At 65.1% G+C, this 25,864-nt stretch carries 21 protein-coding genes; 2 read left to right on the top strand and 19 right to left on the bottom strand.

What is annotated here, in order from left to right; all coding sequences use genetic code 11:
- Positions 1-174: 174 nt before the first annotated feature.
- From NL115_RS10260 to NL115_RS10175, 18 genes are all read right to left on the bottom strand, one after another.
- The gene (locus tag NL115_RS10260; protein ID WP_254829272.1) at positions 175-594 is read right to left on the bottom strand and encodes an SCP2 sterol-binding domain-containing protein; all 420 of its coding nucleotides are present in this window, start codon (positions 592-594) and stop codon (positions 175-177) included.
- Positions 595-760: 166 nt separating this feature from the next.
- On the bottom strand, positions 761-2,347 hold the full coding sequence (locus NL115_RS10255) for an AMP-binding protein (protein ID WP_254829271.1): 1,587 nt from the start codon (positions 2,345-2,347) through the stop codon (positions 761-763).
- Positions 2,348-2,490: 143 nt separating this feature from the next.
- Complete coding sequence (locus NL115_RS10250) at positions 2,491-4,110, bottom strand: class I adenylate-forming enzyme family protein (RefSeq protein WP_254829270.1); 1,620 nt, start codon at positions 4,108-4,110, stop codon at positions 2,491-2,493.
- A gap of 84 nt (positions 4,111-4,194) precedes the next feature.
- A complete protein-coding gene (locus NL115_RS10245; RefSeq protein ID WP_254829269.1) occupies positions 4,195-6,486 on the bottom strand; it encodes a hydantoinase B/oxoprolinase family protein in 2,292 nt (763 codons plus the stop codon).
- A 103-nt stretch (positions 6,487-6,589) separates the two neighbouring features.
- Positions 6,590-7,111: an acetone carboxylase subunit gamma gene (locus NL115_RS10240; RefSeq protein WP_254829268.1), complete on the bottom strand. Its 522-nt coding sequence runs from the start codon at positions 7,109-7,111 to the stop codon at positions 6,590-6,592.
- A gap of 9 nt (positions 7,112-7,120) precedes the next feature.
- Positions 7,121-9,409 (bottom strand): hydantoinase B/oxoprolinase family protein, encoded by a 2,289-nt coding sequence (locus NL115_RS10235; protein WP_254829267.1) that lies wholly within the window; start codon positions 9,407-9,409, stop codon positions 7,121-7,123.
- Positions 9,406-11,571: a hydantoinase/oxoprolinase family protein gene (locus tag NL115_RS10230; protein ID WP_254829266.1), complete on the bottom strand. Its 2,166-nt coding sequence runs from the start codon at positions 11,569-11,571 to the stop codon at positions 9,406-9,408. The genes NL115_RS10235 and NL115_RS10230 overlap by 4 nt, the downstream gene beginning before the upstream one ends.
- 186 nt (positions 11,572-11,757) lie before the next feature.
- On the bottom strand, positions 11,758-12,255 hold the full coding sequence (locus tag NL115_RS10225) for a hypothetical protein (protein WP_254829265.1): 498 nt from the start codon (positions 12,253-12,255) through the stop codon (positions 11,758-11,760).
- Positions 12,256-12,357: 102 nt separating this feature from the next.
- Positions 12,358-13,155: an ABC transporter ATP-binding protein gene (locus NL115_RS10220; RefSeq protein ID WP_254829264.1), complete on the bottom strand. Its 798-nt coding sequence runs from the start codon at positions 13,153-13,155 to the stop codon at positions 12,358-12,360.
- Complete coding sequence (locus NL115_RS10215) at positions 13,145-14,293, bottom strand: branched-chain amino acid ABC transporter permease (protein ID WP_254829263.1); 1,149 nt, start codon at positions 14,291-14,293, stop codon at positions 13,145-13,147. The genes NL115_RS10220 and NL115_RS10215 overlap by 11 nt, the downstream gene beginning before the upstream one ends.
- On the bottom strand, positions 14,286-15,155 hold the full coding sequence (locus NL115_RS10210; protein ID WP_254829262.1) for a branched-chain amino acid ABC transporter permease: 870 nt from the start codon (positions 15,153-15,155) through the stop codon (positions 14,286-14,288). Before NL115_RS10210 ends, NL115_RS10215 begins: the two co-directional genes overlap by 8 nt.
- A 13-nt stretch (positions 15,156-15,168) precedes the next feature.
- Positions 15,169-16,557, bottom strand: coding sequence for an ABC transporter substrate-binding protein (locus NL115_RS10205; protein ID WP_254829261.1), 1,389 nt, complete (start codon positions 16,555-16,557; stop codon positions 15,169-15,171).
- A gap of 56 nt (positions 16,558-16,613) precedes the next feature.
- Positions 16,614-16,841: a hypothetical protein gene (locus tag NL115_RS10200; protein ID WP_254829260.1), complete on the bottom strand. Its 228-nt coding sequence runs from the start codon at positions 16,839-16,841 to the stop codon at positions 16,614-16,616.
- Positions 16,842-16,898: 57 nt separating this feature from the next.
- On the bottom strand, positions 16,899-18,194 hold the full coding sequence (locus NL115_RS10195) for a PGF-CTERM sorting domain-containing protein (RefSeq protein ID WP_254829259.1): 1,296 nt from the start codon (positions 18,192-18,194) through the stop codon (positions 16,899-16,901).
- Positions 18,195-18,336: 142 nt separating this feature from the next.
- The gene (locus tag NL115_RS10190; RefSeq protein ID WP_254829258.1) at positions 18,337-19,107 is read right to left on the bottom strand and encodes an IclR family transcriptional regulator; all 771 of its coding nucleotides are present in this window, start codon (positions 19,105-19,107) and stop codon (positions 18,337-18,339) included.
- Positions 19,108-19,895: 788 nt separating this feature from the next.
- The gene (locus tag NL115_RS10185; RefSeq protein ID WP_254829257.1) at positions 19,896-21,848 is read right to left on the bottom strand and encodes an archaea-specific SMC-related protein; all 1,953 of its coding nucleotides are present in this window, start codon (positions 21,846-21,848) and stop codon (positions 19,896-19,898) included.
- Positions 21,849-21,949: 101 nt separating this feature from the next.
- Positions 21,950-22,588 (bottom strand): rod-determining factor RdfA, encoded by a 639-nt coding sequence (rdfA, locus tag NL115_RS10180; protein ID WP_254829256.1) that lies wholly within the window; start codon positions 22,586-22,588, stop codon positions 21,950-21,952.
- Between the two features lie 661 nt (positions 22,589-23,249).
- A complete protein-coding gene (locus NL115_RS10175) occupies positions 23,250-24,044 on the bottom strand; it encodes a helix-turn-helix domain-containing protein (protein ID WP_254829255.1) in 795 nt (264 codons plus the stop codon).
- A gap of 370 nt (positions 24,045-24,414) precedes the next feature.
- On the opposite strand from NL115_RS10175, the gene NL115_RS10170 reads away from it, so the two are divergent.
- Both NL115_RS10170 and NL115_RS10165 read left to right on the top strand, forming a co-directional pair.
- Positions 24,415-24,951, top strand: a complete 537-nt coding sequence (locus NL115_RS10170) for a metal-dependent hydrolase (protein ID WP_254829254.1) — start codon at positions 24,415-24,417, stop codon at positions 24,949-24,951.
- A gap of 118 nt (positions 24,952-25,069) precedes the next feature.
- Complete coding sequence (locus NL115_RS10165) at positions 25,070-25,222, top strand: hypothetical protein (RefSeq protein WP_254829253.1); 153 nt, start codon at positions 25,070-25,072, stop codon at positions 25,220-25,222.
- Positions 25,223-25,267: 45 nt separating this feature from the next.
- Here the strand turns inward: NL115_RS10165 and NL115_RS10160 are convergent, their stop codons facing one another.
- Positions 25,268-25,789: a gamma carbonic anhydrase family protein gene (locus NL115_RS10160; RefSeq protein ID WP_254829252.1), complete on the bottom strand. Its 522-nt coding sequence runs from the start codon at positions 25,787-25,789 to the stop codon at positions 25,268-25,270.
- Positions 25,790-25,864 lie beyond the last annotated feature (75 nt).

Here is a 25,864-nt window from a genome sequence, read left to right as displayed (position 1 = left end):
CTGTTCGGAAGAGAGTTTATTATATTTTTCCATAGGAACCTCTTAAAAACGGCCTATATATAAATAACGTGGGGCAGCGGATGTTCCTCCGAGGCCCGCATGCACCTCGCGTGACGACTCACCGTGACCGGCGGAGAGGCCGACGTGGACGTTCAGGGGCCCCGGCAGGCGGTTTCACGCGAACTCCGTCTCGATCTCCGAACAGGACTCCACGAACGTCGTCGCGGCGTCCTGATATTTGAGCAAGGTGTTCATACTCCCGTCCAGCTCGAAGTCGCCACCCATGATACCCTCGATGGCGCCCATCTCGCCGCGGACGAGGGACTGCCAGTTCCCGTACGGGCCGGAGAGCTCGAAGCCGTTCTCGACCTCGGCCGGATTGTCGACCGGACGAGTCCCAGTGCAGTCGCCGTCCTCGAGGCCGATGAAGTAGTGGTAGGTCTCCGGGAGCCCATCGCCAGCCTCGATGGTGAAGATGAAGTCACCGTCGAAGTCGACGCCCCAGCCTTCGGCCTGCTCGGTGTAGGTCTCGTTCGCGTTCAGTCGGTCCCCCAGTTCGTCGAACCATTCGTCGCTTGGGAATGTCTTCGCCATGTGTCAGTCACCGCCACGTGAACGATTGTCGGGGCCCAGTAAAAATCTTGGCGTGTCGTAGAGGAGATAACGGTACTGCCCACCTCGGTGTGTCGGCGCTCGACCAGTTCGCTCTTGCCGGACGGACCGTCCTCGCTCTGAGAGCGGCGATGTCGCAGAAGCCGACTCACCGCTTGAGTTCGTAGCCGCTCTCGCGGTCCCAGACCCCGTCGTTGCTCTCGGCCATCAGTTCGTACTTCTTCACCCGCTCGGTGGACGTCTTCGGGAGCTCGTCGCGGATGTCGATGTACCGCGGGACCTTGAAGTAGGCGAGCTTGCCGTCGCAGTAATCGACGATGTCGACGGGTGTCGGCATCGCCCCCGGTTTCGGGACGACGACCGCCTTGACGGCCTCGGAGCCCCGGTCGTCCGGAACGCCGAACACCGCAGCCTCCTTCAGGTCGGGGTGGTCACTGAGGACGCTCTCGACCTCGTAGGAGGAGATGTTCCCACCAGGCTGCTGGATGGCGTACGCCTTCCGGTCGACGAAGTGGAAGTAGCCGTCCTCGTCCTTGTAGCCGATATCGCCGGTGTGGAACCAGAGGTTCTGCCACGCGTCGACGGTCTCCTCGGGACGGTTGTGGTAGCCCAGCATGAACACGTTCGGCTCGAGGGGCCGGACGACGATCTCACCCTCCTCACCGGGGGATAGCGGACGGTCCTCTTCGTCGACGATCTCCATCTCCGTGTGCGGGAGGGGTTTCCCGATGCTCCCGCGGCGCGGGGCGTCGACGGGGTTGATCGCCGCGATGGTCGCGGTCTCGGTGAGCCCGTACCCCTCGACCAGCTGGACATCGAAGCGGGGTTCGAACGAGTCGAAAACACCTGGTGGAGCGTTGGCACCGACGCCGTACACCGCGGGGTTGTCGGCGTCGTCCGGTTTCGCCTCGGTGTTGTGGAGGTTGGTGATCATCGTCCCGATGTAGTTGAACACCGTCGCGTCGTGGCGCCGAATCTGGTCCCAGAAGCGGTCCGGATCGAACTCCTCGTACAGGGCGAAATCCGTCTTCGCGAGAATCGCCCCCGGTACGGTCGTCTGCTGGGCATTGGCGTGAGAGAGGGGAAGCGTCGTGAACGCACGGTCGTCCCGGCCCGAAGACAGCACCATATCGGCGAACACGCTTCCAGTGGTGATGTAGGAGTAGTGCGGGAGGACGACGCCCTTCGGCTCGCCGGTGGTCCCGCTCGTGTAGATGATGGACATCGGGTCGGAGCCACGGGGAGACCGGCTCGGTCCCATCGCCTGCTCGGCGTCTAGCAGGGCCGCGAACGACTGGTACGACGAACGTGGGGGAGCCTCGCCCAGCAGGAACTCCGTCTCGACGTGGTTGTCGTCACCGCGAACCGTCTCGTAGTGCTCCCGGGTCGCGTCGTCGATGAAGATCGTCGTCGCCGTGGAGTCGCGCAGGACGTACGCCAGGCCCTCGCCATAGAGGTCGGTGTTCAGTGGGACCATGACCGCCCCGGCCTTGGCGATGCCGAACCAGACGGCGAGGTACTCGGGACTGTTCTCGAGGAAGGTACAGATACGGTCGCCCGGCTCGACCCCTCGGTCGACGAGGGCGTTGGCGATGGCGTTGGACTGTCGGTCGAGTTCTCGATAGCTGTACGTCCGGTCGGCAGTGTGGACGAGCGGACCGTCACCGATACTGGCCGCTCGGTCGGCAAGAAGCGTGACGAGTGTCTCGTGCTGGTCAGATACGACTTGGCTCATCGGTCCATAGCGCAGGTGGTCGGGCGCGAGTCCGGCGATCGACGCGCGTCGGTGCAACCATCGTGCCAACTCATTCCGTGCGAGTAGTTAACGGTTTCCCCGCGAATCGCCCCCCGACGCGTCGGGACCGGCGGTCGTCGCGGTCAGTTGATCTCCCGGTCGGAGTCCTCCCAGAACGGCTCCCGGAGCGCCTTCTTGTCGATCTTGCCGTACGGGGTCTGGGGCAGCTCGTCGCGGAACTCGACGTGTTTCGGGCGCTTGTAGTCCGCGAGCTCCTCGTCGGCGAACGCGTGGATCTCCTCGGCCGTGACCGACCCGTCCTCCGGAACGACGATGGCTGTCACCGCCTCGCCCCACTTCTCGTCGGGGACCCCGATGACGGCGACCTGCGAGACACCCTCGTGCGTGACCAGCACGTCCTCGACATCGGTGCTGTAGACGTTCATCCCGCCGGAGATGATCATGTTGCTCTTCCGGTCGAGGAGGTAGACGTAGCCGTCCTCGTCGCGTTTGCCGACGTCGCCGGTGTGGACCCAGCCGTTCTCGACCGTCTCCGCGGTCTTCTCGGGCAGCTGCCAGTACTCCTCCATCACGTACGGCGCGGTCGCCATGATCTCGCCCTCCGAGCCGGGCGGCTGGCGCTCGCCGGTCTCCGTATCGACGATCTTGACATCCGCCATCAGGGCGGGCTGGCCGGCGGAGCCGAGGCGTTGCTCCTCACCCTCCTCGATGGCGATACGGTGCTCCTCCTTCCCGAGGACGGTGATGATGTTCGGCACCTCGGTCTGCCCGTAGAACTGGGTGAACACGGTCCCGAACTCGTCGAGCCCCTCACGGAGACGGGCCGGCGTCATCGGCGCGGCGCCGTAGACCAGTGTCTCCAGCGACGACGTATCCGTCGTCTCGAGGTCCGGGTGGTCCAGCACCGTGTAGATCATCGTCGGGACGAGGAACGTCCACGTCACGTCGTGTTCCTCGATATCCGCGAGCGCCTGCCCGGGGTCGAATCCGGGCCGGATGACCGACTTCGCGCCGACCAGCAGGGCGGCCCACAGGAACGCCCCGGCCGAGTGTGGAAGCGGCGTCATCAGGAGCAGCGTGTCGTTCCCCGTCAGGCCCAGTTCCGTGATGTGGGCGTACATGTTCTGGAGGAAGTTGTCGTGCGAGTGGACGACGCCCTTCGGGTCGCCGGTGGTGCCACCGGTGTAGAAGTGGCCGGACGGGTCCTGGGGGCGGACCGTCACATCCGGCGCTGTCGCGCTGTCGCCCTCGGCCTCCAGGTCGGCGAGCGAGTCGAACCGGTCGTGTTCGGCGTCGATGACGAACCCACGCTCGACGGTGTCGACGGCGTCGACCAGCGACGCCAGCGTGTCGGTGAACGCCGACCCGGCGACAACGGTGCCGGCCCCGGAGTCACGGAGCATGTACTCGAACTCGTCCTCGGTCAGCATGTCGTTGAGCGGGAGTTTCACCGCGCCCGTCTTCAGCAGGGCCAGGTCCGCGACGACGTAGCCGAGGCAGTTCGACATCATCAGCGCGACGCGGTCACCGGGTTCGACCCCCCGTGCGACCAGCGCGTTCGCCACCGCGTTCGACCGTTCGTCGAGTTCCCGATAGGTGAACTCCTCGCCGTCGACGCTGATCGCGACCCGGTCGGCGAACCGGTCGAGGCTGTCGATGAGCGCGTCGGTGAGTGTCGTCGCCGTACCCGTCTGCTCGATGCCATCGTGACGACTGGTGGTACTGCCGCTTTCGGCCGGCATGGGACGTACTTGTACACCATCTTGTAAAAAGTTACCGTACCTCAGGGCATCCAGGAGCAGTGGGCGGCTGTCGGTCCTCGGTCACTAGGGGGAGTACCCGTCGCCGAGGTCCCAGAAGCCACGGAACTCGTCGGCCCACTCCTCCGACAGGTCGAAGACGCCCTCGTACATCCACTGGACGCCGTCGTTCCAGTCGCTCTGCTTCACGCGGGCCTGCTCCTCCTCGAAGAACTCCTCGAACGACTGGGTCCGCTCGGCTCGCTCCTCACGGATCTCCGCACGTCGCTCAGCCGTCGCTTCCTCGTCGATCGTGAAGTCACGGTTCTCCGCGTCGTAGTCGCCGACCACGCCGTACACCTCCTCGACGATGTCCGGCGTGAAGACGTCCTCCTCGATGTCCGCCTTCAGCTTCTCCGACGGTCGCTCCAGCGGATCACCCCACCCCGGACCACCGCTGGTCTTGTAGTGGAGCATGTCGTAGTTCTCGAACTCCTCCGGGAAGAACATCGGGTCCTGGTCGCGGATGAGCTCCTCGGCCTCGATGTTCTGCTCGAACTGGTGTTCGCCCGGGCGGTCGTCCCCGATGGAGTACGGCTCGTCCGTGACGGTCCGCCTGGCCAGGTCCGTGTCGTGTGCGCGCACGGAGTACCCGGTACCGTGGGGGTAGCCGCCGGACATCCCGGAGGTGCACCAGGCGACGTTCGGGAGACTCACACAGTACAGCGAGGTATCCTCGCTGCCCATGACAGTGTAGAGCCCCTCCCAGCCGGAGCCGCCGCGGTACTTGCCGTGGCCCGCGGTGTTGGGCTTGACCTTCCGTCCCAGCTGGATGAGGCCCCACTGGGTCTGCTCCCACTCCTCGACGTCGCCGAGGTCCGCCTCCGGATTGAACATCGCATACCCGTAGTCCAGGCCATCGCGGCAGGCCGAAGCACCCAGGCCCTGGCACGAGAAGTCGAACGACCCCACCGGGAAGTAGTCACCCAGCGCGTCCGGGATGGCCTCGGCCAGCGAGTCCATCAGCTTCCCGCCGCCCTGGATGGCGTCCGACGGCTCCCCATAGCCCGTGACAACCTCCTCGCGGAACCCCCGCGAGAAGAAGCCACGCGAGATGCATTTCCAGACGCCCTGATAGGTGGGGAAGATGGTCCCCCAGGGGCTGTGGTAGGACAGCTCGGGGTCCTGCGGGTTCACCACCGTCCCCTCCGGGTAGTTGGTGTCCACCGCGTAGTGAGCCCCGTCGTTCACCTTCCCGTCGTGGAGCAGACACTGGGTCAGCGACACCCAGAGCGCTCCCGCCATCGAGCCCTCGGCGCAGTTGAACGGGTGCGGGCCGGGCGGGGTGGCCCCTTCCATATCCAGCTCCACCCCGCCCTCCCCATCGACCGTGATCTCGACGGGGAGGTGGTTCATCATGTTCTGCTGGGCGCCGGGCTGCCAGGCCTTGTCCGCCCACTGGATGGGGAGGAAGCTGGCCTCGCGGTACGTCCCGGGGAAGAGCCGTTCCTGCACCCGGGATTCCATGATCTGTCGGCCCTCCTCGACAGCCTCGTAGAGGAAGTCCTTGAACAGCTCGACGCCGACCTCGTCGATCATCTCGTGGATCGCCTCGCGGATCATGTGACAGCCCGCGAGCCGACACTTCTCGTCGAGGTCCCAGTACATCGGCGTCCGCACGCCGCGCTGCCCGCGGTCACGCCAGTCCTGGTACAGCTTGTCGTCCTCACCGATCTTCTCACACGTGGCGTACAGCCCGTCCTCGTGCCGGTTCGTGGACGCGATCTGGTCGTGGCCGCGGGTCATCCCGCCGATGTCGATCTCGTGGGTGACACCATCCGCCCACGCCACCAACTCCCCATCGTAGAAGATGGGGACGAAGGTGTGGACATCGGTGGTGTGGACGTTGCCGAGGTCGTTGTCGTTGTTGCAGAACACGTCCCCGGGCTGGATGCCACGGTTCGTCTCGTACCCCTCCTCGATCATGTACTTGATCGCGAGGCTCCCCGTGTGAACGTGGACGATGATTCCGGTCGACACCGCCACGGAGTCACCCTCGGGCGTGTAAATCTGGAAGCACAGCTCCCCGATCTCGCGCACGATGGGTGACGCCGAGACGTGCAGGGCCGTCTCGCGCGCCGAGACGAGCGCCCCGCGGAGCCGCGAGTACATCTGCTCGTACTTGAACGGCTGCTCCGCTTTGAACTCGAGTTCGTCGAGGCCCTGGTAGCGGCCCGTCTCCTCGAGGCGCTGCTCGCTCTCGTCGAGCATCTCCTGGAGTGTCCGGCCGTCCCAGCCGATGGGTGGCTCTACGTGCTCGAACTCGCGTTCGCGGGTGGTCGTTCCGGGGTCGTGCAGTTCGGATCCTGGTTTGCTCATTGGTCTGGTGGTGTCATATGGAAGGTACGGTTGTGGTCGAACGGTGCCACACGGGCGTCCGGGAAACCGGTACGCGAGGAGAGCGGCAGGACGGCTGGCAGCGTCAGTCCGCGGCTTGCTCACCCTCCCGGTCCGGTGCTGGCCGGCCCTGCCACTCCTCGTAGAAGGTGTCGATATCCGGCTCGAACGGCTTGAGCACCGGATACCCGACCGGCACCGCGTCCACGTCGAGGAGCTGGTAGCACTCCGGGCAGTACCACTCCCGGAGCTCGAACGCCCAGTCCGGGTCGACGTGCATGTACTCCTCGTAGAGCTCCTCGAACTCCTCGTCCTCCTCGCGGACGAAGACCTCACAGGAGCGCTTCCAGTTCTCGCCGGCGTCACAGAGGTCCGTACCACAGTCGGCCCGGATGACCCGACCATCGTCCGTGCCGACCACGAACAGATGGTCGTTCAGCGGGACGAGGATGGGGTCGTCCCAGTCGACGCGCTCCTGCAGCACCTCGCGAGTCTTCTGGAAGCGGTCCGGGTCCTTCGGGTCCGGGAGCACCTCGTTGCGCAGCTCGTCCCAGGACAGCTCTCCGTCGATCAGCGATTCCACGCGTGCTTGGTCGAGATCAGTCATTGGTATCACCTAGGGGGAGTATCCGTCGCCGAGGTCCCAGAACTCGCGGAAGTCCTGAGCCCATTCCTCGCTCGTCTCGAAGACGCCCTCGTACATGTACTGGACGCCGTCGTTCCAGTCGCTCTGCTTCACGCGGGCCTGCTCCTCCTCGAAGAACTCCTCGAACGACTGGGTCCGCTCGGCCCGCTCCTCGCGGATCTCCTCGCGCCGCTCCGCGGTCGCCGCCTCGTCGATCGTGAAGTCACGGTTCTCCGCGTCGTAGTCGCCGACCACGCCGTACACCTCCTCGACGACATCCGGCGTGAAGATGTCCTTCTCGATGTCCTCCTTCAGCTTCTCCGGCGGCCGCTCCAGCGGGTCGCCCCAGCCGGGGCCACCACTGGTCTGATAGCGGAGCAGGTCGTAGTTCTCGAACTCCTCCGGGAAGAACATCCCGTCGTGGTCGCGGATGACCTCCTCGGCCTCGATCTGCTCCTCGATGCGGCCGTTGTGGGGCATGTCGTCGAGCGGGTACGGCTCGTCCGTGACGGTCCGCTTGGCCAGGTCCGTGTCGTGTGCGCGAACGGAGTAGCTGGTCCCACCGGGGTAGCCGCCGGACATACCGGCGGACGACCACGTCACTGTCGGGATGCTGAGCGTGTACAGCGAGACGTCCTCGCTGCCCATGACGGTGTGGAGTCCCTCCCAGCCGGAGCCACCGCGGTACTTGCCGTGGCCCGCGGTGTTGGGCTTGACCCGCCGGGACAGCTGGATGAGGCCCCACTGGGTCTGCTCCCACTCCTCGACGTCGCCGAGGTCCGCCTCGGGGTTGAACATCGCATACCCGTAGTTCAATCCGTCGCGACACGCCGAGGCACCCAGGCCCTGACACGAGAAGTCGAACGGACCGACCGGGAAGTAATCTCCCAGCGCGTCCGGGATGGCCTCGGACAGCGAGTCCATCAGCTTCCCGCCGCCCTGGAGCGCGTCGGAGGGCTCCCCGTACCCGGTGATCACCTCCTCGCGGAACCCCCGCGAGAAGAACCCGTTGGAGAGGCACTTCGACACCGCCAGGTACGTCGGGAATATCGTCATCCACGGGGTGTGGTAGGACAGCTCGGGGTCCTGCGGGTTCACCACCGTCCCCTCCGGGTAGTTGGTGTCCACCGCGTAGTGAGCCCCGTCGTTCACCTTCCCGTCGTGGAGGATGGACTGGGTGAGGTACACCCAGAGCGCCCCCTCCATCGAGCCCTTCGCGCAGTTGAACGGGTGCGGGCCGGGCGGCGTGGCCCCTTCCATGTCCAGCTCCATCCCGCCCTCACCGTCGATGGTCATCTCGACGGGGAGGTGGTTCATCATGTTCTGCTGGGCGCCGGGCTGCCAGGCCTTGTCCTCCCACTGGATCGGGTGGAACCCGGCCTCGCGGTACGTCCCGGGGAACATCCGCTCTTTGACCCGGGATTCCATGATCTGTCGGCCCTCCTCGACGGCCTCGTAGAGGAAGTCCTTGAACGTCTCCACGCCGACCTCGTCGATCATCTCGTGGATCGCCTCGCGGATCATGTGACAGCCCGCGAGCCGACACTTCTCGTCGAGGTCCCAGTACATCGGGGTACGGACGCCCCGCTGCCCGCGGTCCCGCCAGTCCTGATACAGCTTGTCGTCCTCACCGATCTTCTCACACGTGGCGTACAGCCCGTCCTCGTGCCGGTTCGTCGAGGCGACCTGGTCGTGGCCGCGGGTCATCCCGCCGATGTCGATCTCGTGGGTGACACCGTCGGCCCAGGCGACGAGTTCGTCGTCGTAGAAGATGGGGACGAAGGTGTGAACGTCCGTGGTGTGGACGTTGCCGAGGTCGTTGTCGTTGTTGCAGAACACGTCCCCGGGCTGGATGCCACGGTTCGTCTCGTACCCCTCCTCGATCATGTACTTGATCGCGAGGCTCCCCGTGTGAACGTGGACGATGATTCCGGTCGACACCGCCACGGAGTCACCCTCGGGCGTGTAGATTTGGAAGCACAGCTCCCCGATCTCGCGCACGATAGGTGACGCCGAGACGTGCAGGGCCGTCTCGCGCGCCGAGACGAGCGCCCCGCGGAGCCGCGAGTACATCTGCTCGTACTTGAACGGGTCGTTCTCCTTGAGTTCGAGTTCGTCGAGGCCCTGGTAGCGGCCCGTCTCCTCGAGGCGCTGCTCGCTCTCGTCGAGCATCTCCTGGAGCGTCCGGCCGTCCCAGCCGATGGGTGGCTCTACGTGCTCGTGCTCGCGTTCGCGGGTGGTCGTTCCGGGGTCGTGCAGTTCTGATTCGGGTTTGCTCATTGGTCTGGTGGAGTGAGGTGGTAGATGCGGTTGTTGTCGAGCGATGCCTCCCAGCCCGGCGGCACCAGCATCGTCGTCGCCGGGGCCTCCGTGACCGCCGGCCCCTCGATGACGTTGCCGGCCTGGATGTGATCCATGTCCCAGATGTCGGCGTCGTGCCAGTCACCCTCCCAGTAGATGGCCCGCTCGTTCTTGTGGGCCTGCTCGGGCGGCGTATCCGCCGAGACGGGGGCCTCCTCGGGGAGTTCGGGCTTCGTCGAGGGCGCAACGCCCGTCCCGATGGCGACGGTGAACTGGTAGCCATTCTCGGGCGAGCGGGCCGCACGCTGGAACACGCGGCCGAACTCGTCCTCGAATCGCTCGATGATCTGTTCGATGTCCTCGCCGTCCAGCCCCCCGTCCCAGAAGTCCTCGATCTGGACCTCCAGGTCGTCGAGCATGCCGGTGTACTGTGCGCGGATGGCCGGACGGAACTCCATGACATCGGGGTCGATACCGTCGCGCTCGAAGGCGCCGGCCGCCTTGTCGCGCACCTTGTGGAACACCTGGGTCAGGGTGTCGGCCACGTCGTCCGCGTTGCTGAAGTCGGGCTGCAGGATGACGTCGACGGACTGGTCGTGCCGGTACGCCGAGTCGGCACACGCGGTGCCGAACGCGGAGAACGCCGCCGCCCAGTCCGGGACGAGGATGTCCTTGAAGTTCAGCGGCTTGCAGTAGCCGGCCGCGTGGAGCGGCCCGCCGCCGCCGTAGCTGATGAGGTTGTAGTTCTCGGGTGCGTAGCCCAGTCCGTGGACCATCGAGCGGAGCTCGTTGGCCATGTCGCGCTCGACGATGTTGAGCACGCCACGGGCCGTCTCGACGGGGTCCTCGCCGAGGTTGCTGGCGAGTTGCTCGTCGATGGCCTCCCGCGCCGCGTCGACATCGATGGGGATGTCGCCACCGAGGAAGAAGTCGGGATTGATGTAGCCCAGCAGCGCCGTGCAGTCCGTGACGGTGGGCGTATCCAGGTCGGCGTTCTGGTTCGCGACGCCGACCTCGTACCCGGCCGAGTCCGGGCCGACCTCGATGCGGTCGGAGGCACGGTCGACACGCAGGTACGACCCCGTCCCCGAACCGATGGAGTCGAGCGCGGTCATCGGGATGTTGGTCGGAATCTGCGCCAGGGTCTGGTCCCAGCGCGTCGGGTAGTGACCCTCGGTGATGAGCGCCACGTCGAAGCTGGTTCCCCCGACGTCCGAGCAAACGAGGTTGTCGATACCCAGCTTGTCGGTGAGGAACTCGCCGCCGAACACCCCACCGATGGGACCCGACAGCATCGTCTCCGCCAGCCAGTCGTGGTCCGGCGCGATGGTTCCACCGGACGAGGTCAGAACCCGGAACGGCGAGTCCAGTCCCTCCTCCTGCAGCGTGTCCTCGATGTTGTAGAGCTGTTCGCGCGACGGCTCCACGGCGTAGGCCTCGAGGATGAGCGTGTTCAGCCGCGGGGTCTCGCCCCGAACCGGGTTCTGCTCGCTCGAGAGCCACACCGGTGTGTCGTCGTTGCGCTCGTCCTTGATCTCCTCGGCAATCTCCTTGATCTTCTGCTCGTGTTCCTGATTCGCGTAGGAGAAGATTGTACAGACGGCGATGACCCGCACGTCGCGGTCGAGCAGGTCGTGGACGGCCTCCCGGATCTCGTCCTCGTAGATGCTGATGATCGGGACGCCGAGCATGTTGACGCGCTCGCGAACGCCCTTGATGTTCTCACGGGGAACGAGCGGTTCGGGGTGTTCGTGTTCCCGCGCGTGGAGACGACCCGCATACGACAGGTCCGCCCAGCTGGCGATGCCGCGACCCATCCGGTGGTGGTCCTCGAAGCCGGCGGTCGTGATGACCCCGATATCTCCCTCGCCCTCACGCTCGAGCAACCGGTTGAGCATCGCCGTTCCGGCGTAGACGACACCGTCGAGCGAGGCGGCACTCTCGCTGAACGAGGTACCCCAGTACCCGAGTCCGTTGTCGAACGAGTTCTTCACGCCGACCGATTCGTCGTCCGGCGTTGTCTGTGCCTTTCCGACCGTGTAGTTGGCCTCCTCGTCCACGATGAACGAGTCCGTCATGGTCCCGCCCGTGTCGAGGGCGAGGAGACGCGGTTCGTGTTCTGACTGGTCTTCAGTGCTCATCGATTGGCTGACCTCCGTTCACGGGAAGTGTTCGCACTCCTCCCGCGTCACAGGGACCCACGGAACCCCCTCACTAAAGATTTGCCCATCAGTAGACGGTATACTACATATACCAGCCCGTGTCCGCGGTCGATGCAGCGTGCGGAGAACCAGTCCGACAGCGACGGCATGGGAGGCCGACCGCGACTATCCCATGACCAGCTCGCCGTACGTCCCGCCGAGGATGACCCCGAACAGGGCGAACCCGGCGAGGGCCGAGCCGTCGAGGTACGGGACGACGACAACCGGGGCCAGCATCGGTACGATGACGGCGCCGAGTCCGAAGCCGACGACGAGCCCGTAGACGAGCCCCATCGCCGTCGTGACGACCAGCGCCATCCCGAAGCGGTTCGTCAGCGGCATCACCATGTTCTTCGCGGCCTCCGAGCGGGTCGTCAGCGACAGCACGGTCGAGATGTAGTCGTCGATGTACCGCGTGACGATGGCCGCAAAGAGGATGCCGAGGATGACGCAGAGGAACAGCAGCGCCACCCATCCGCCGACGAGCGAGGGCTGGTCGACCATGTACACCCGCCCCATCGCAGGCATCATGGGCGTGGTGAACTGGATGACGACGCCCAGCGTGATTCCACCGAACAGTGCACCCACGACCGCAGCTCTCAGTTCCTCCGTATCAGGTGACATGTGGTAACACACCATCCTGTGTATCACGGATCGTAATCAATCTACCCCTGCCCGGAGCCCTGGCAACGACAGAGCTGGCGATTGCGAGCAACGACACGGGACTCACATCCCCTCCCCGAGGTAGGCCTTCTGGACGACCTCGTCGTCGGTAATCGTCTCTGGGGGGCCCTCGGCGATCTTCGACCCGAACTGGATGACGATAGCCCGGTCGATGAGATCCAGCAGCCCGCGCATGTTGTGGTCGACGACGATGAACGTCATGCCCCGCCAGCGCAGCGACTCGAGCAGCTCGGAGATCTCCGCGACCTCCTGACTCGAGAGGCCGGCGAACGGCTCGTCGACCAGCACCAGGTCGGGGTCGGTCGCGATTGCACGCGCCAGTTCCAGCCGGAGCAGCCCGGCGTGGGGGAGCTCACCGGGAGTCGACCGGAGCCGGTTCCCGAGCCCGACCCGGCGACAGATCTCGGCAGCGATCTCTTCCGTCTCCTGCTGGAACCCGGAGGTGGAGACGAGCCGGTCGGGCATCAACGAGAGCGCGACGTTCTCGACGACCGTCCGGTCATCGAGCGGGGCGAAATCCTGGAACGTCCGGGCCATCCCTCGCTTGATCATCGCATCACCCGGGTACCCCGTCACGTCCTCTCCCCGGTACCGGACGGTGCCACTGGTCGGTTTGTGGGCGCCCATGATGCAGTCGAACGTGGTCGACTTCCCGGCACCGTTCGGGCCGATGAACCCCAGTATCTCCTGCTCCTGCACGGTGAAGGAGAGGTCATCGACCGCGACCAGCCCACCGAACTCCTTGCGCAGGTTGTCGACGACGAGCATCCCGTCGTCCGAATCGCGTGCTGTTCGTGACCCAGGCCCGCCGGTCGACCGCTCGGGTGTGTCAGTACTCATTGTCCTGTGTCTGGCCGCTCTTCGGGAGCGATTCCGCCTGTTTCTCCGCAACCTGTTCGACCGGGGTCGTTCCGCCGTCTGCGGCTGTCTCCGACGGGCGTCTCGCGGGGTCCTCTAGCTCCGGCTCGCTCCGCTGGAGCAGCGCCGGCACCAGCCCCTCGGGCCGGTAGTACACCACGACCATGCCGAGGACGAACAGCACGACCGGGATGACATCGCTCAACGTCTGCTCCAGCATCGGGAGCGCGACATCGAACTCCCCGGCGACGAACTGGAGCCCACCGAACAGGAGCGCACCCACCATCGGCCCGACGATGGTTCCGAGGCCGCCGAGCACGCTGACGATGACGATGTTCAGGCTCAGCGTGTCGGCGAGCAGCTGGTCGGGGTGCGGGAAGCCGGCGGTGGAGTGGACGAACAGCGCGCCGGCGAGGCCGGCGGTCATCGCGCTGAGGACGAAGGCGAACACCTTGTGCTTGGCCGGGGCGATTCCGGCGGCGACGACCGCGTCCTCGTCCTCTCGGATGGCCGAGAGGATCCGCCCGGAGTCGCTCCGGGTGTAGGCGAACAGCACAAGGAACAGCACCAGCAGCACCGCATACGAGATGTAGAAGTCGATGATGGTGGCCATCGCCGAGCGGTTCACGGTGACGAGGGCACCAGTGCTCCCGCCGGTGCCGGCGAGACTCGTCGGCGGACTCTTGAAGCCGAACGAACCCTTGAACACACCGTCGAACAGGATGACGATCTGGAAGAATATCGTCGGGATGACGAGCGTGACGAGGGCGAGGTACGCACCGCGGATACGGAGCGCGGGAATGCCGATGGCGAGTCCGGCAAGCCCGGACAGCACCATCGCGACGGGGATACTGACCAGCGGTGAGACCCCGTGCGTGATGTTGAGGATCGCGGTCGTGTAGCCCCCAACCGCGATGAACGCGGCGTGTCCGAGGTTGAGCTGGCCGGTGTAGCCCGAGGCGACGTCCCAGGTCATCGCGAACATCATCAGGTAGAGGATACCGATGATGGTGATCAGCTGGGTCTGCGTCGTGACGACGGGCGAGAGCCCGAGGGCGACGAGGAACACCAGGCCGAGGTAGTACCGGCGCGGGAGCCCCCGCAGGAAGCTGTCAGACATCTGTATCCACCCCCCGCCCGAACAGTCCCTGTGGCCGCACGAGCAGAATCACGATCAGCAGGGAGAGCGGAACGACCCCGGTCAGCTGGGAGCTGACCACCGATGTCGTGATGGTCTCGACGAAGCCGATGAGGTAGGCGGCGATGATGCTCCCCTTGATCGACCCCAGCCCGCCGAGAATGACGATGGTGAACGACAGCAGGAGGGGCTGCAGGCCCATGTTCCACTGTCCCGTCTGGTACGAGGTCAGCAGGACGCCAGCGAACCCGGCGAACATGGCCGCCAGCACCCAGGTGTAGAGCTTCATCCGGCGCTGGTCGATGCCGACGAGCGAGGCACCCTTCTCGCTCATGCTCATTGCGATGATCGCCTTCCCGATGTCGGTCCGCTCCACGAGCACGAACAGCCCAGCCATGAGGACGACGGCCGAGACGAAGACGAAGATCGTGTTGTTCTGGATACTCGTCCCGGCGATGCTGACCGACCCGGGAGCGATCTGCGGGATGGAGATCGTCTGCTTGGTGACGAAGATGCCGAAGCCGAACTGGATGAGGAAGCCCGCGAGCAGTGTCAGTATCAGCACCGCCACGGTGTTGTCCTCGACGGGCTCGATCACCTGCAGGTAGAGAACGCCGCCGACGAGCCCCGTCACGACGACCGCGCCGACGAGGCCCAGTATCGGGGAGAGCCCGTACCGGAAGGAGATGAAGTAGGAGGTGAACCCCCCGAGCGCGAGCAAAGCCCCGTGGGCGAGGTTGAATACCCCGCCGACGCCGAAGATGAGGGTGAAGCCGATAGCTACGAGCGCGTACAGCGAGCTGATCGCGATTCCGCTTATCAGTATGTTGGTGATGTTGACCATTCCTGTCCACCTCCTAGCGGAGCCACGGCGTCTTCTTGATCTTGTACTCGCCGCCCGCCGCCCGCTTGGGGGCGATGGTCTCCATGCGAGCCTCCCCATTCTTCTCGCCCTGCCACTGTATCACGGGCGGGAACCCCAGCTCGTTCCACGTCTCGATATCCGGTGCGCTCCACTTGATGTCGTGCGGGTACTGGGCGTCTTCATCGTAGTACTCGAGGGTCGGTTTCAGGATGCTCCCGTTCCAGGTCCGCTGTTTCAGGTACGGGATGAGGTCCTCCGGGTCGGTGGAACCGGTCGCCTTCACCGCCTCCACCCAGTTGTTGACCGCATCGTACGCACAGAAACAGGAGTAGGCGCTGGTCCTGTAGCCGTACTCCTGTTTGAACCGGTCCTGCATCGTCGACATCTGGGGGGTCTGCTGGCTGTCGAAGGCCCCCATGTTCAGCGTCCAGAGGCCGGGCGAGACCCGACCGACGGCCTCCCAGAAGTCCGGCGCCATCGCGAGCAGGTGGATGCCACCGAAGTCGAACGGGCGCTCGGAGGTCCCCCACTGCCGGGCTGCGGTCATCCCGGTGAGGACCAGGTTCGCACAGACGAGGTCACAGTTGGCCTCCTCGGCCTGGTCGAACAGCGGCTTCCAGTCGATGATGGACTGCGAGGTCCGCTTCGCGATGGGGACCTCCGCGATTCCCCGGTCACGGATGCCCTGGACCAGGGGGTCCGCGACCGCATCGTACACCTCCAGGTTCTCCGTGAAGACGGCGATGCGGTCCCAGCCCATCCGGTCGGCCGCGGTCTCGAGGAAGTTGAGCTCCGCGTCGCGGGCCTGGGCCATGTTCCCGATGGACCGGAAGTTGTACTTGTGGCGCTCGTAGTTGCTGGCGATCTTCTCGACCACGGGCACCGACGCCCCACACGAGAAGTACGAGAGCGTCTGCGTGCTCGCGATGGGCTCCATCATCAGCTTGTACGACTGTCCGAGGAAGCCGCCATTGAGCACGTCGACCTCCTCGTCCAGACAGAGCTCCCGTGTGTTCTGCCGTGAGGCAGCGGGCGAGATGTCGGTGCTCCGATTGAGGAGTTTGAGGTCGGCACCCAGCACGCCGTTCGATGACTGGTTGTGCTCCTTCACGGCCAGTGCCGCACCACGCTGTGCGTCGCGCCCGATGGTGTAGTCGTCGGGGAGGGGCCACATCCCGCCGATCTTGAGCGTTTCACCCTTGAACAGGTCGTTCGGTACCTCGGTTCCCGGACCCGTCTCGTTTCCGGTGCCCGCCGGACCCGCCGCATCGAGGCTCCGACAACCGGCGATGCCAACTGTCGTCGCCCCGGCGATGGCAGATCGCAGTAGATCGCGACGGTCGACGGTTCCGTCTCTGGTGTCACCGCTGTCTCGCGGCATGGGTAGCGGTAACCAGAACAGTGCATAAAACGATTCTGCGGGCAATCACCGGGTATTTAATTATCTATATCGGACTCATCGTCGGTATCGGGCCATTCGCCCCGGCGGGCGTCGAGCCAGTCCCGTCGGTGACGCTCGCTGCAGAACTCGACCCGACGGATCCCCGGACCGGCAAGCGGCGTCATCCGAGGGGCGAACCTGGTCGGGAGCGTGACATCCGGCGGGTCCTCCGGGAGTTCGTCGCCACAGACCGCACACGAGTCGTCGTCAGCTCGTCGTGGCATACGTTGGCACGGGACGTGTTCGGATAAGAATGTTCGGGGGGAGCGGTGCAGCAGGTGTTACGACCGTCTCACAACCAGCAGAGCGGCCACGAGCGTCCCCAGCAGCGCGACGACGAACCCGAACCCGGGGCCGCTCTGGGCGGTCGGTGACCCTTCATCCGGAGTCTGCTGGGCGTCGTTCGAGCCACCACCACTGGTCGCTGTCGCCGTCTCCGTCGGCGTGTTCGCGCCACTCTGGTCGGCTGGCGTCGGCGACGCCGTCTCCGTCGCGGTGTCCGTCGCCGTTGGAGTCGGCGTGTCCGTCGCCGTTGGAGTCGGTGTCGCCGTCGGTGGTGGAGTGGCCGTCGCGGTCTGCTCGTTCCCGGACCCTGGCGTGGGGGATGGGGTGGACGTACTATCGGACCCGGAGGCCGTCGGTGTGGGCGTCACGGTCGGTGTCGGTGTCGCGGTCGCGGTTGCTGTCGACGCGGTCGATACCGTGGTGTCCTTCCAGGGGTTGTCCGGGTTCGTGCCCGGCGGACCGAACTTCTCGATGGCGTCCTGTCGGTTCTGACAGTCGCTGCAGAAGTACTGCCAGTGGTTGTACCCCTTCCATTCGACATCGCTCCCGTCGTAGGCGGTCCCGTTGAACCAGATGGTCATCCGGTACCAGCCCTCCTCCTTCGGGTTCGCCCAGCAGTCACCGAGCGCGGCGACGAAGGCATCGCTGCTGTTCAGTGGGATGTTGCGGTCACCGAAGCTGTCGGGCCCAGCGAACTGGAAGTAGCCGTACGTTGCGTTGACCTTCGAGTTCTGGATCGCACTCACCAGGCTGTCGTCACCACCACCGGTGGTGGAGTGGTACTCGCTGGCTCCGTCGTTACCGCGGTCGATGCCGGCCGCCTGGGTGTCGGCGACCGTACACTCGCCGGCGGAGTTCCCCCCGAACCGGCCCCACGGCGCGTAGATGGCCACATACTCGAAGTACTCCATGTCGACGTCCTCCTTCACCGGCCAGGAGCGGAAGGCGTAGCTCGCACCCTGGTAGCCGGGTTCGTGCTGCCCCGGGCCGTAGAAGAACCAGTGAGAGTTCCACTTGACCTCGGTGAAGTCGTCCCCGAACATCAGGGGGTGATCGTTGGGGTTCGGATCGTTCGGTACGGCACAGTCGTGCCCGTACTCGCTGTACTCCGAGTACTGGCTCGGGTCCGGACAGTCCGGGTTGTCCGGCTCGTTGGACCCGTCGTAGTTCTGTTCCTGCAGTTCCATCGAGGTCTGACTGGCGCCCGCGTACAGCGCGCTGGTGGACCCAGCGACCGCCACGACGGCGAGCATGCCGAGCGCCACACAGAGGATGAGCGTTTTCCGGTGCATGTCTGACTGATCAATCCGCTGTCCTTCGAGCGGATGTGCCAGCATGTGTCTCACCCCCACACTAAGCGTGATGCCGTAACATACGGGCGGTTTAACAACCCGCTTCACCTGAACCATCCGCAACTACGCCGGAAGCCGGGGGTCAGCCGTGGCGCTCGGCGTACCGGTCGGCGATATCGGCCGCGGCGAGCGCCACGACATCCGGGAGCTCCGACTGGAAGTACTCGTCGTCGACCTGGTTCGACATCCCGGAGACGCTGACCGCCCCGAGAACCTCACCGCGGTGGTGAATCGGCGCGGCGACCGACTGGACGCCGAGTGCGACCTCGTGCTCGCTGATGGCGTACCCGCGCTGACGGATTCCCGCCAGCTCTTCGAACAGCGCTTCCTCGTCCGTGATGGTGTGTTCGGTCCGGCCCGGAAGCCCATAGCTGTCCACGATGTTCCGAACCCTGCTGTCGGGGAGATGCGCGAGGATGGCCTTGCCCGAGGCCGGACGGTGGAGATGGGTCCGTTTGCTTACCCGCCCGTACGTCCGGACGGCGTCGTCGCTGACAACGCGGTCGAGGTAGACCGCCCGCCCGTGCTCTTCGACGACGAGCCAGGCGACCAGTGAGGTCTCCTCGGCCAGCGAGCGGAGCGTCTCGTCGGCGAGGCCGGCGATCGGGACGGAGTTGCAGGCCGCGGTTCCATGGTAGAAGAACTTGAGACTCAGGTGGTAGCGTCCGCCCTCGTTGACCAGATACTCCAGTGACTCCAGCGTCGCCAGGTACCCGTGGATCGTGCTCTTCGCGAGGTCCAGCCGGTCGGCCAGTTCACCCAGTTCCGCGCCATCCTGCTCGTGGATGTACTCGATGATCTCGAACGCGGTTCGAGCTGACTTCACCATCCGTCCGGGCTCGCTGAGTGCCATGACAACGAGGAGCGGGGGACACGTTATCATAATTTCGGTTATTTAATAAATAACCACTCATGACCGGTTCTGGCACTTGTGAGCATCGTGAATGGCCCGTCTTATAGATGGACCCGTGCTGTGGCAAACGTTGACAGCCACCACCAAATCCATAATCGTAGTTATGTATTCGTGGTGGCATACGATTTGTGACAACCGAACGGGGCCCACCCGCCCGTGGGGTGGGTAAACCCGGGGTATTATGTCGTGATTCCGGTTGAGCTGGGACACGCGAGGATCCGGTTCGACGTACCGAAGTTCCGATAAGATACCACTAGAGAATACCACCCAGAAATATTCATGTATGTCGAATATAGCGATTAATTTACTTTTCCCTGTATCTAGAATATATGCATATAACGAATTCCATTCGGAGAGACCTCGTTCATCGAACGGGCTCTGTTCGGCAATCGCGAATCAGGGGCGCCTGAGACGTGACTCGCCCGCGCGGAGATTTCACAAAGCCGAACAGAAGACCAGAATCGGACTGAGAGCCCCAGAGAGCCCCACTTACAGGCATCAGAAAACTTCGGGATTCCACGGATATCCAGCAGTCAGATCGTGAGGAGGGCTCGATACACGCTGGGTCTTCGCGGTGGCCGACCGCCCAAGGGCCGTGTTCGTGTGGCCCAGCCTCGGAGTCAGGGACCGAGTTTTACATCCATGTGGCTGTAAATCACTCCTTTACATCCATACTATTGGAAAGCTCTTGGGGCGCCGTCGCGCGGACCCGGGGCCGGACAGACGGCTCATTCGGTTGCGCGGAACTCGGTGGGGGGGATGCGGTCGTGGACGTCGGGCAGCGCGTCGGCGTCCTCCGGGAGGAGGGCGACGAGCAGATACGACGAGAAGTCGGCGAAGTACGATACGAGATCGGCGATGCGTTCGGCGTCGATAGCCTCGAGCGAGTCGAGCGTGATGAACGGGACCGTCTCGTGGACGTCGTGTGCGAGGTAGCCGGACAGGGCGACGACCAGTCCGATGACCTCGCTCTCGCTCTCGCTCAGATGGTCGATGACGTCCTCGTACACGGTTCCCTCCTCGTCCTCGCGGATGACGTGGAGATCGAACGTCGTCTCCGACCCACGGCTGTCGCTGGCCCCGCCCTTGCGCTCGATCCATACGCGGGCGATGTTGCTGAACTGGAGGATACCCAGGATATCGTCCATCCGTTCGTTGAACTCCTCGACGACGGCGGTCTCGAGGTCCGTGATGTGTGAACGCTGCTGCTCCAGTTGCCGACTCAGCTCGTCGACCTGGTCCGACAGGTCGGCCGGGTCGGGGAGGTCACTGATATCGGCGATCTCCTCGTCGATGCCGCCGCGCTCCTGCTCGAGCTGGCCGCGCTCGTACTGCAGTTCGCTCAGCTCCTCGTACGTCTCCAGCAGGTCGTTCTCCCTGAGTGCCTCCGTCTCGGCCGCTTCCACCTCCAGCTCCTGGATAGCCTCGCGGAGCGTCGCCGCCGTCGACTCGAGCTGTTCGAGGCGCTGCTCGCGCTGGTCGATCTTCTCCTCGGTCCGCTCGATGTCGTGCTCGATACTGGAGCTTCGCTGGCGATGCTGCTCCAGCTGCTGGATCCGGTCCTCGACCTCGCCGATCCGCTGGTCGACCCCCTCGCGGTCGCTCCGCCGGCTCTCGACGATGGATTCCAGCTCCGCGAGCCGGTCGTCGATGGCGCCTCGCTCGACGCGGCTCCCGCAGGTCCAGCAGACCACGTCCTGCTCGGGTTCGGGCGCGAGCGCCGCCGTTACGTCCTCGTCCTCGGCCTCGATGGAGGGGAGCTGGTGGTCCTCGTCGGCGAGGATCTCCCGGTTGAACTCAAGGATGGTGGTCAGACTGGATATCTCGGCGTCGAGTTCCCGTTTCTCCTGCCGGAGGCCGGTCAGCGTCTGCTCCAGGTCGCTCCGGTCTGTCTCCGACTCCTCGGGCAGCGCCGCCCGCTCCTCCCTGAGCTCCTCGAGTTCGGTCTCGAGGGCTGACAGCTCCGACTCGACCAGCTCGATCTCGTCCTCGGTCTCGCTCAGCTCCTGCCGCCGGCTGTCGAGCTCGTCGACAATCTCGTTGGCGTCCTCCGCGGCCTCGGCATCCTCCTCGAACTCGGCGACGGTCGCACGGAGGTCGGCGATGCGCTCGTCGATGGCCTCGATACGCTCGTCGATCTCGCCTCGGCGCTGCTCCAGCTCCGGAAGCTCGTTGCGCCGCTCGGCCACGCGCTCCTGCTCGCGTTTCAGCTCTTCACGCTCGGTCTGTAGCTCGCGGATACGTCGCTCGATGGCCGCCGTGTCGACCGGCCGCATCACCACGTCGTGAAGGTCCTCACCCCGGGCGACCGTCCGCCGAACCTCGTTGTCCTCGAACAGGGAGACGAAGAGGTCGACCAGTGTCTCGGAATCGGTGAACGGCTCCCCGCTGGTGGCGACGCCCGACCCCGTCCGGCGGTACGACCGGGTGTAGGTCTCGTCGCCGATGGTCAGCGAGACCTCCCCCTCGTCGGCGCTACTCTTCAGGGTCGCTTCGGTCCCCCCGAGCACGCCGTTCACCGCGCGAAGAAGCGATGTCCGGTTGGTCGCGTTGTAGCCGGTGAGGACGGTCACGCCCGGGGAGAACTCCACCTGAGCCCTGTCGATACCACCGATGTTCGAGGCGGTCAGTGCGGCATCGCCGGTGACCGTTCCGGTATCTGTCTGTGACCCGTCAGTCATTGGTTCTACCCCCACATCCACGGCCCCGGTAATCAATCCTTCCGCCGGCGAATCGACCGCCGGCAGTCGTGAGATGTGGAGAGAACGGCGCTGAACGGCTGTCAATCGGCCGATTCGCCGCCACAATCGCACGCACGCGCCGAGAGGAGTTGCCCCGGCCGATAGGTCGCCCCGCAGTCCGAGCAGGTAACCTGGACGGTGACCGACGTCTCCAGCGGCCCCGTCGAGAGCAGGTCGGCTCGCCGCAGTCGTTCGAGTGTCTCCCCGACGATGTTCGCACAGCGGTTCCGGGCCCACTCGATGGTGTCACGGCCGTCGTCGGGAGTAATCGACGCCTCCCGGGAGGTGTCGACCTCCAGACACTCCCGGAGATGCGACCGGACCGTGGTATGCGTCACCCAGTCGGACTGGATGGCCTCGATATCGACGCCGTTCTGGACCAGTCGGGTCCGGACCCGAGCCACCCGCTCGGTCGGCGTCTCGTCGTCCGCGAGCGTCTCGTACAGCACCCCAACGGCGTCCTCGTCGTCGACCGCCCCGTAGAGGGTGTCGTCCAGATCGACCGACGCCGCGTCGAGCGCCGCCGCGAGAATCCGCCGGTTGGTGTAGTCGGCCAGCTCGCGCAGGCTCGCGTCCGACTCGCGACGCCGGCGTACCAGCTCCGCGTCGAGGCCGTCGAGCCCGTAGCGCTCGATACCCCGGCCGACCTTGCAGGCGCAGACCTCCCTCGCATCAGACATCGGTGATTGTTGACCCTACCGCGACCCTTCCTGAAACCTCTTCCGACCGGTGGATTCGAGGGAGATAACAAGTACCAAGTGGCGCCCACATATCATTTATGCCCTATATTTCCAATAAACAATATATCGCCAGAAATTGATATCTTAAATTTTTGTTCGCTTCCCCAATATTGTAGCGCAATTTTCTGATAAAATGCCCAATATTACTAAGATATATGTCCAACAGCTAGATTTTGGCGTGTTGATAACACTCCAAATAAGGACCTCTTAGCATTTAATGCACCCAAATATAATTAATTTGGGCCATTTACCACCTTTTGGAGCCTTTTTAAAACGAAACGGAGCTTTATTCTTCGAAACACGTACTAGAAATAATATTCCCTGTATAATTGAGATATAATTCTCACATATGACTTGTTCCGGCATCTGCGAACTGGTATTCGGGGATGGGGTCACAGAGTATCGCCACTCGACGGAGACAGCGGTCAGGGGCCGGGGAACCCAGACCACAGCGGGCGCATCCCCTACCCGGTCCCTTGGGCAACGCCCGGAATCGCAATCCGACCCCCCAGTCGGATACCGGACGTTACGCGAGTGTCTACGTCGGGCCCGGGCTTCGATTCATCGGCCGACGGAGTTCGCCAGTCGATGGCGGAGACCGTCAACCGCCACTGGGCCACTCCAGTCGATCGGCAGCGAACTCACCGAGGGGCCGGGACCGACGGCGGTAGTCGGCATAGCGGCCCTCCAGCCACTCCACGGCAGCCTCGCTGTCGTTCTCGACGTACCCGAGGAAGTTGTCGTGAGGGCCGTGGACGACGAGCTGTGCCGTCGTCGCGCCGTCGGCGGTCATCAGATAGAGCGCGTAGGGAGGGTCGTCGATGACCCGGAAGGTGAGCCACTCGCTCTCCAGCGAGGCGGCGAGCCGGTCTGCGTACCTCTCGAAGAGCGCGGGGAACAGCGACGCGGGGAGGAGCAGCTCCATCCGTAGCTCCTCCTCGACCACGGTCCGCTGGTAGAGGACCTCGATGAACTGCTCGCTGTTGGGGGCGACGGCGGCCCCGCGGACGCGGTCGGCCGCGGCGAGCGACTCGGTGATGCGTTCGACGACCTGCGCCGGTGGGAACCGGTCCATGCTCACGACCTCGCCGCCGGCGAAGAAGCGGTGGTCCCGGGGCGCGTCGGCCGGCAGGTTCGCCGCCAGTTCAGCCGCCGCCCCAGCGGTCTCCGCGATGGCCGTGGCCTCGGTTACCGTGTCGAGCAGGACCCGACCCGCGTACGTCGTGGCGAACCCGTCGTCCCGTTCCACGACGAGCCCCGCATCGGTGAGCGCCTCGATGGCGCGGTCGACCGTGGACCGGGAGTCCCCAAGGTCGTCGATGAGATCTCGCTTCCAGGCCGGGCGCTCGGCCAGCCGTTCCAGGTACGCCTGCCGTGCCAGTGCGAGGTCCAACATCGCCGTCTACCCCTGGTTGCACCATCCGGGGACAAAAACCCACCTGGACACCGGGGACCGGGCCACTCGGACGGGGGCGAGCAGTGGTGCGGCACGAACGGGACCCGCCTAGGGACAGTGCCACCCGAGACGAGGACCGGTTATATCCACATGATATATAAGCGGGTATGTACAAGAGAGAGGTACACCCATCAGGGTGTATCCCCGGCGTGTGGTTTTCCCCCCACCCCCCGCCACACGCCAACCTTTTGAACACCGGAGAACCGGAACACCAGCCAGTGCCCCGTGTCGCTCACCGCCCGGTAACCGGGGACGCTTCCTGTCCGCTCAGCGTATGCTTATGCAGGGAGCCGGGCACGCTGGAACTGGGATGTACCTGCCAGGACACCTCGGCCTCGGACTCCTCGCTGGCGCAGTCCTCGCTGTCCGCTACCGCGGGGGACGAGGGACCGTCGCGGCGAGCGCTCCCGTGGTTCTCGCCACGGCGCCCGATATCGACATCTACCTCGCAGGCATCCCGCACCGTGGGGTCACCCACACCGCGTGGGCAGCGCTGGGTCTCGGTGCAGCACTCGCGGTCGTCGCCGGGCTGTGGACCCGGCGACGGGGGACGGAGCGGACAGCCACTGTGACGCTCGCGTTCGTGGCCGGCGTGGTGGCCGGCCTGACGCACCTCCTCGGGGACGTGGTGACCCCGATGGGAATCAGCCCGTTCCATCCGGTCGTCTCGACCACCTACTCGCTGAACCTGGTGGCCGCGCGGAACCCCGACGTGAACCTCGCCCTCCTCTGTGGCGGGGGGCTCGCGGTCGGGGGACTGCTCGTGTGCCGACGGGACCGGGTGGCCCCGGGGATTCGAGCACGACTCGACACTCGGCAGGCCATCGACGGCGACCGACCCGCCTGAAGCGGCCACCGTAGTGGTCGCCGCTGGCACCCCGACCGGGAGGACGCGGTTACGCATCCACTAAACAGCATTATCAATCATTACCTTTATTCGGCAGGAGGTCGTGGGACGGGACACGATGGAACAGATGGCCCCTGCCCCACTCGTCCCGGAGATGCCGACAGTCACGACCGAATCGTGTCAGTACACCGGCCGTGCGACCGACGGCGGTGCCAAGCGGTCGCTCCCGGAGCGGACGTTCGGCGCACCGCTGGTCCCCGACCACCGCTGAACGGCGACCCGAGATTCCTGCGGCGGCCCGTGCCACGGCGGGCGACTACCCACGCTCGAACAGTTCCTCGTGGCGCTCCGCGAGGTCGGTGTACGCCCCCGAGTGGTACTCCTCGAATACCTCGTCGGGGTCGATACTCGTCTCCTCGAGCGGCGTGACCGAGGCGGGCATCCCCCGGACGAACGACTCCGGCGGCACCTCGTAGTCCGCCGGGACGACGGTGCCGGAGGCGACGATGCTCCGCGTGCCGATGGTGGAGTCGGTGACGGTGGAGTTGAACCCGACCATCGCGCCCGCCGCGACGAACGTGTCGTTGAGGACGGCGCCGTGCCCGACCATCACGCCGCGGCTGACCTCCGAGCCGTGGAGGATGGCGTTGTCCCCGATGTGGGCGGCCCGGCCGACGCGGACGGGGGCCACGTCGCCACGGAGGACGACGCCCGGCCACACGCTCGCGTCGGCATCGACGGTCACGTCACCGACCAGCGTCGCCTCACGGCTCACGTGGGCGTCCTCGTGGATGTCGGGCTCGGTTCCCTCGAACGCGTAGGTGCGGCTGTCGACCATGCATCAGCTGATGGGCCGCCGGACCAAAGCCGTGTCCCCCGCCAGCAACCCACACGGTGTCGACCGAGACGACCG

The organism is Haloglomus salinum (genome assembly GCF_024298825.1).
Lineage (GTDB): Archaea > Halobacteriota > Halobacteria > Halobacteriales > Haloarculaceae > Haloglomus > Haloglomus salinum.
The sequence above is the reverse complement of the archived record's forward strand: the minus strand, read 5'-3'. Positions and strand labels throughout refer to the sequence as shown.

Coding starts and splice junctions, on each gene's coding strand:
- NL115_RS10200 (WP_254829260.1), bottom strand. CDS start 16,841: ATGCCACGACGAGCTGACGACGACTCGTGTGCGGTCTGTGGCGACGAA.
- NL115_RS10230 (WP_254829266.1), bottom strand. CDS start 11,571: ATGAGCACTGAAGACCAGTCAGAACACGAACCGCGTCTCCTCGCCCTC.
- NL115_RS10205 (WP_254829261.1), bottom strand. CDS start 16,557: ATGCCGCGAGACAGCGGTGACACCAGAGACGGAACCGTCGACCGTCGC.
- NL115_RS10245 (WP_254829269.1), bottom strand. CDS start 6,486: ATGAGCAAACCAGGATCCGAACTGCACGACCCCGGAACGACCACCCGC.
- NL115_RS10240 (WP_254829268.1), bottom strand. CDS start 7,111: ATGACTGATCTCGACCAAGCACGCGTGGAATCGCTGATCGACGGAGAG.
- NL115_RS10255 (WP_254829271.1), bottom strand. CDS start 2,347: ATGAGCCAAGTCGTATCTGACCAGCACGAGACACTCGTCACGCTTCTT.
- NL115_RS10185 (WP_254829257.1), bottom strand. CDS start 21,848: ATGACTGACGGGTCACAGACAGATACCGGAACGGTCACCGGCGATGCC.
- NL115_RS10210 (WP_254829262.1), bottom strand. CDS start 15,155: ATGGTCAACATCACCAACATACTGATAAGCGGAATCGCGATCAGCTCG.
- NL115_RS10170 (WP_254829254.1), top strand. CDS start 24,415: ATGTACCTGCCAGGACACCTCGGCCTCGGACTCCTCGCTGGCGCAGTC.
- NL115_RS10225 (WP_254829265.1), bottom strand. CDS start 12,255: ATGTCACCTGATACGGAGGAACTGAGAGCTGCGGTCGTGGGTGCACTG.
- NL115_RS10220 (WP_254829264.1), bottom strand. CDS start 13,155: ATGAGTACTGACACACCCGAGCGGTCGACCGGCGGGCCTGGGTCACGA.
- NL115_RS10165 (WP_254829253.1), top strand. CDS start 25,070: ATGGAACAGATGGCCCCTGCCCCACTCGTCCCGGAGATGCCGACAGTC.
- NL115_RS10215 (WP_254829263.1), bottom strand. CDS start 14,293: ATGTCTGACAGCTTCCTGCGGGGGCTCCCGCGCCGGTACTACCTCGGC.
- NL115_RS10160 (WP_254829252.1), bottom strand. CDS start 25,789: ATGGTCGACAGCCGCACCTACGCGTTCGAGGGAACCGAGCCCGACATC.
- NL115_RS10235 (WP_254829267.1), bottom strand. CDS start 9,409: ATGAGCAAACCCGAATCAGAACTGCACGACCCCGGAACGACCACCCGC.
- NL115_RS10260 (WP_254829272.1), bottom strand. CDS start 594: ATGGCGAAGACATTCCCAAGCGACGAATGGTTCGACGAACTGGGGGAC.
- NL115_RS10190 (WP_254829258.1), bottom strand. CDS start 19,107: ATGGCACTCAGCGAGCCCGGACGGATGGTGAAGTCAGCTCGAACCGCG.
- NL115_RS10175 (WP_254829255.1), bottom strand. CDS start 24,044: ATGTTGGACCTCGCACTGGCACGGCAGGCGTACCTGGAACGGCTGGCC.
- NL115_RS10195 (WP_254829259.1), bottom strand. CDS start 18,194: ATGCACCGGAAAACGCTCATCCTCTGTGTGGCGCTCGGCATGCTCGCC.
- NL115_RS10250 (WP_254829270.1), bottom strand. CDS start 4,110: ATGCCGGCCGAAAGCGGCAGTACCACCAGTCGTCACGATGGCATCGAG.
- rdfA (WP_254829256.1), bottom strand. CDS start 22,588: ATGTCTGATGCGAGGGAGGTCTGCGCCTGCAAGGTCGGCCGGGGTATC.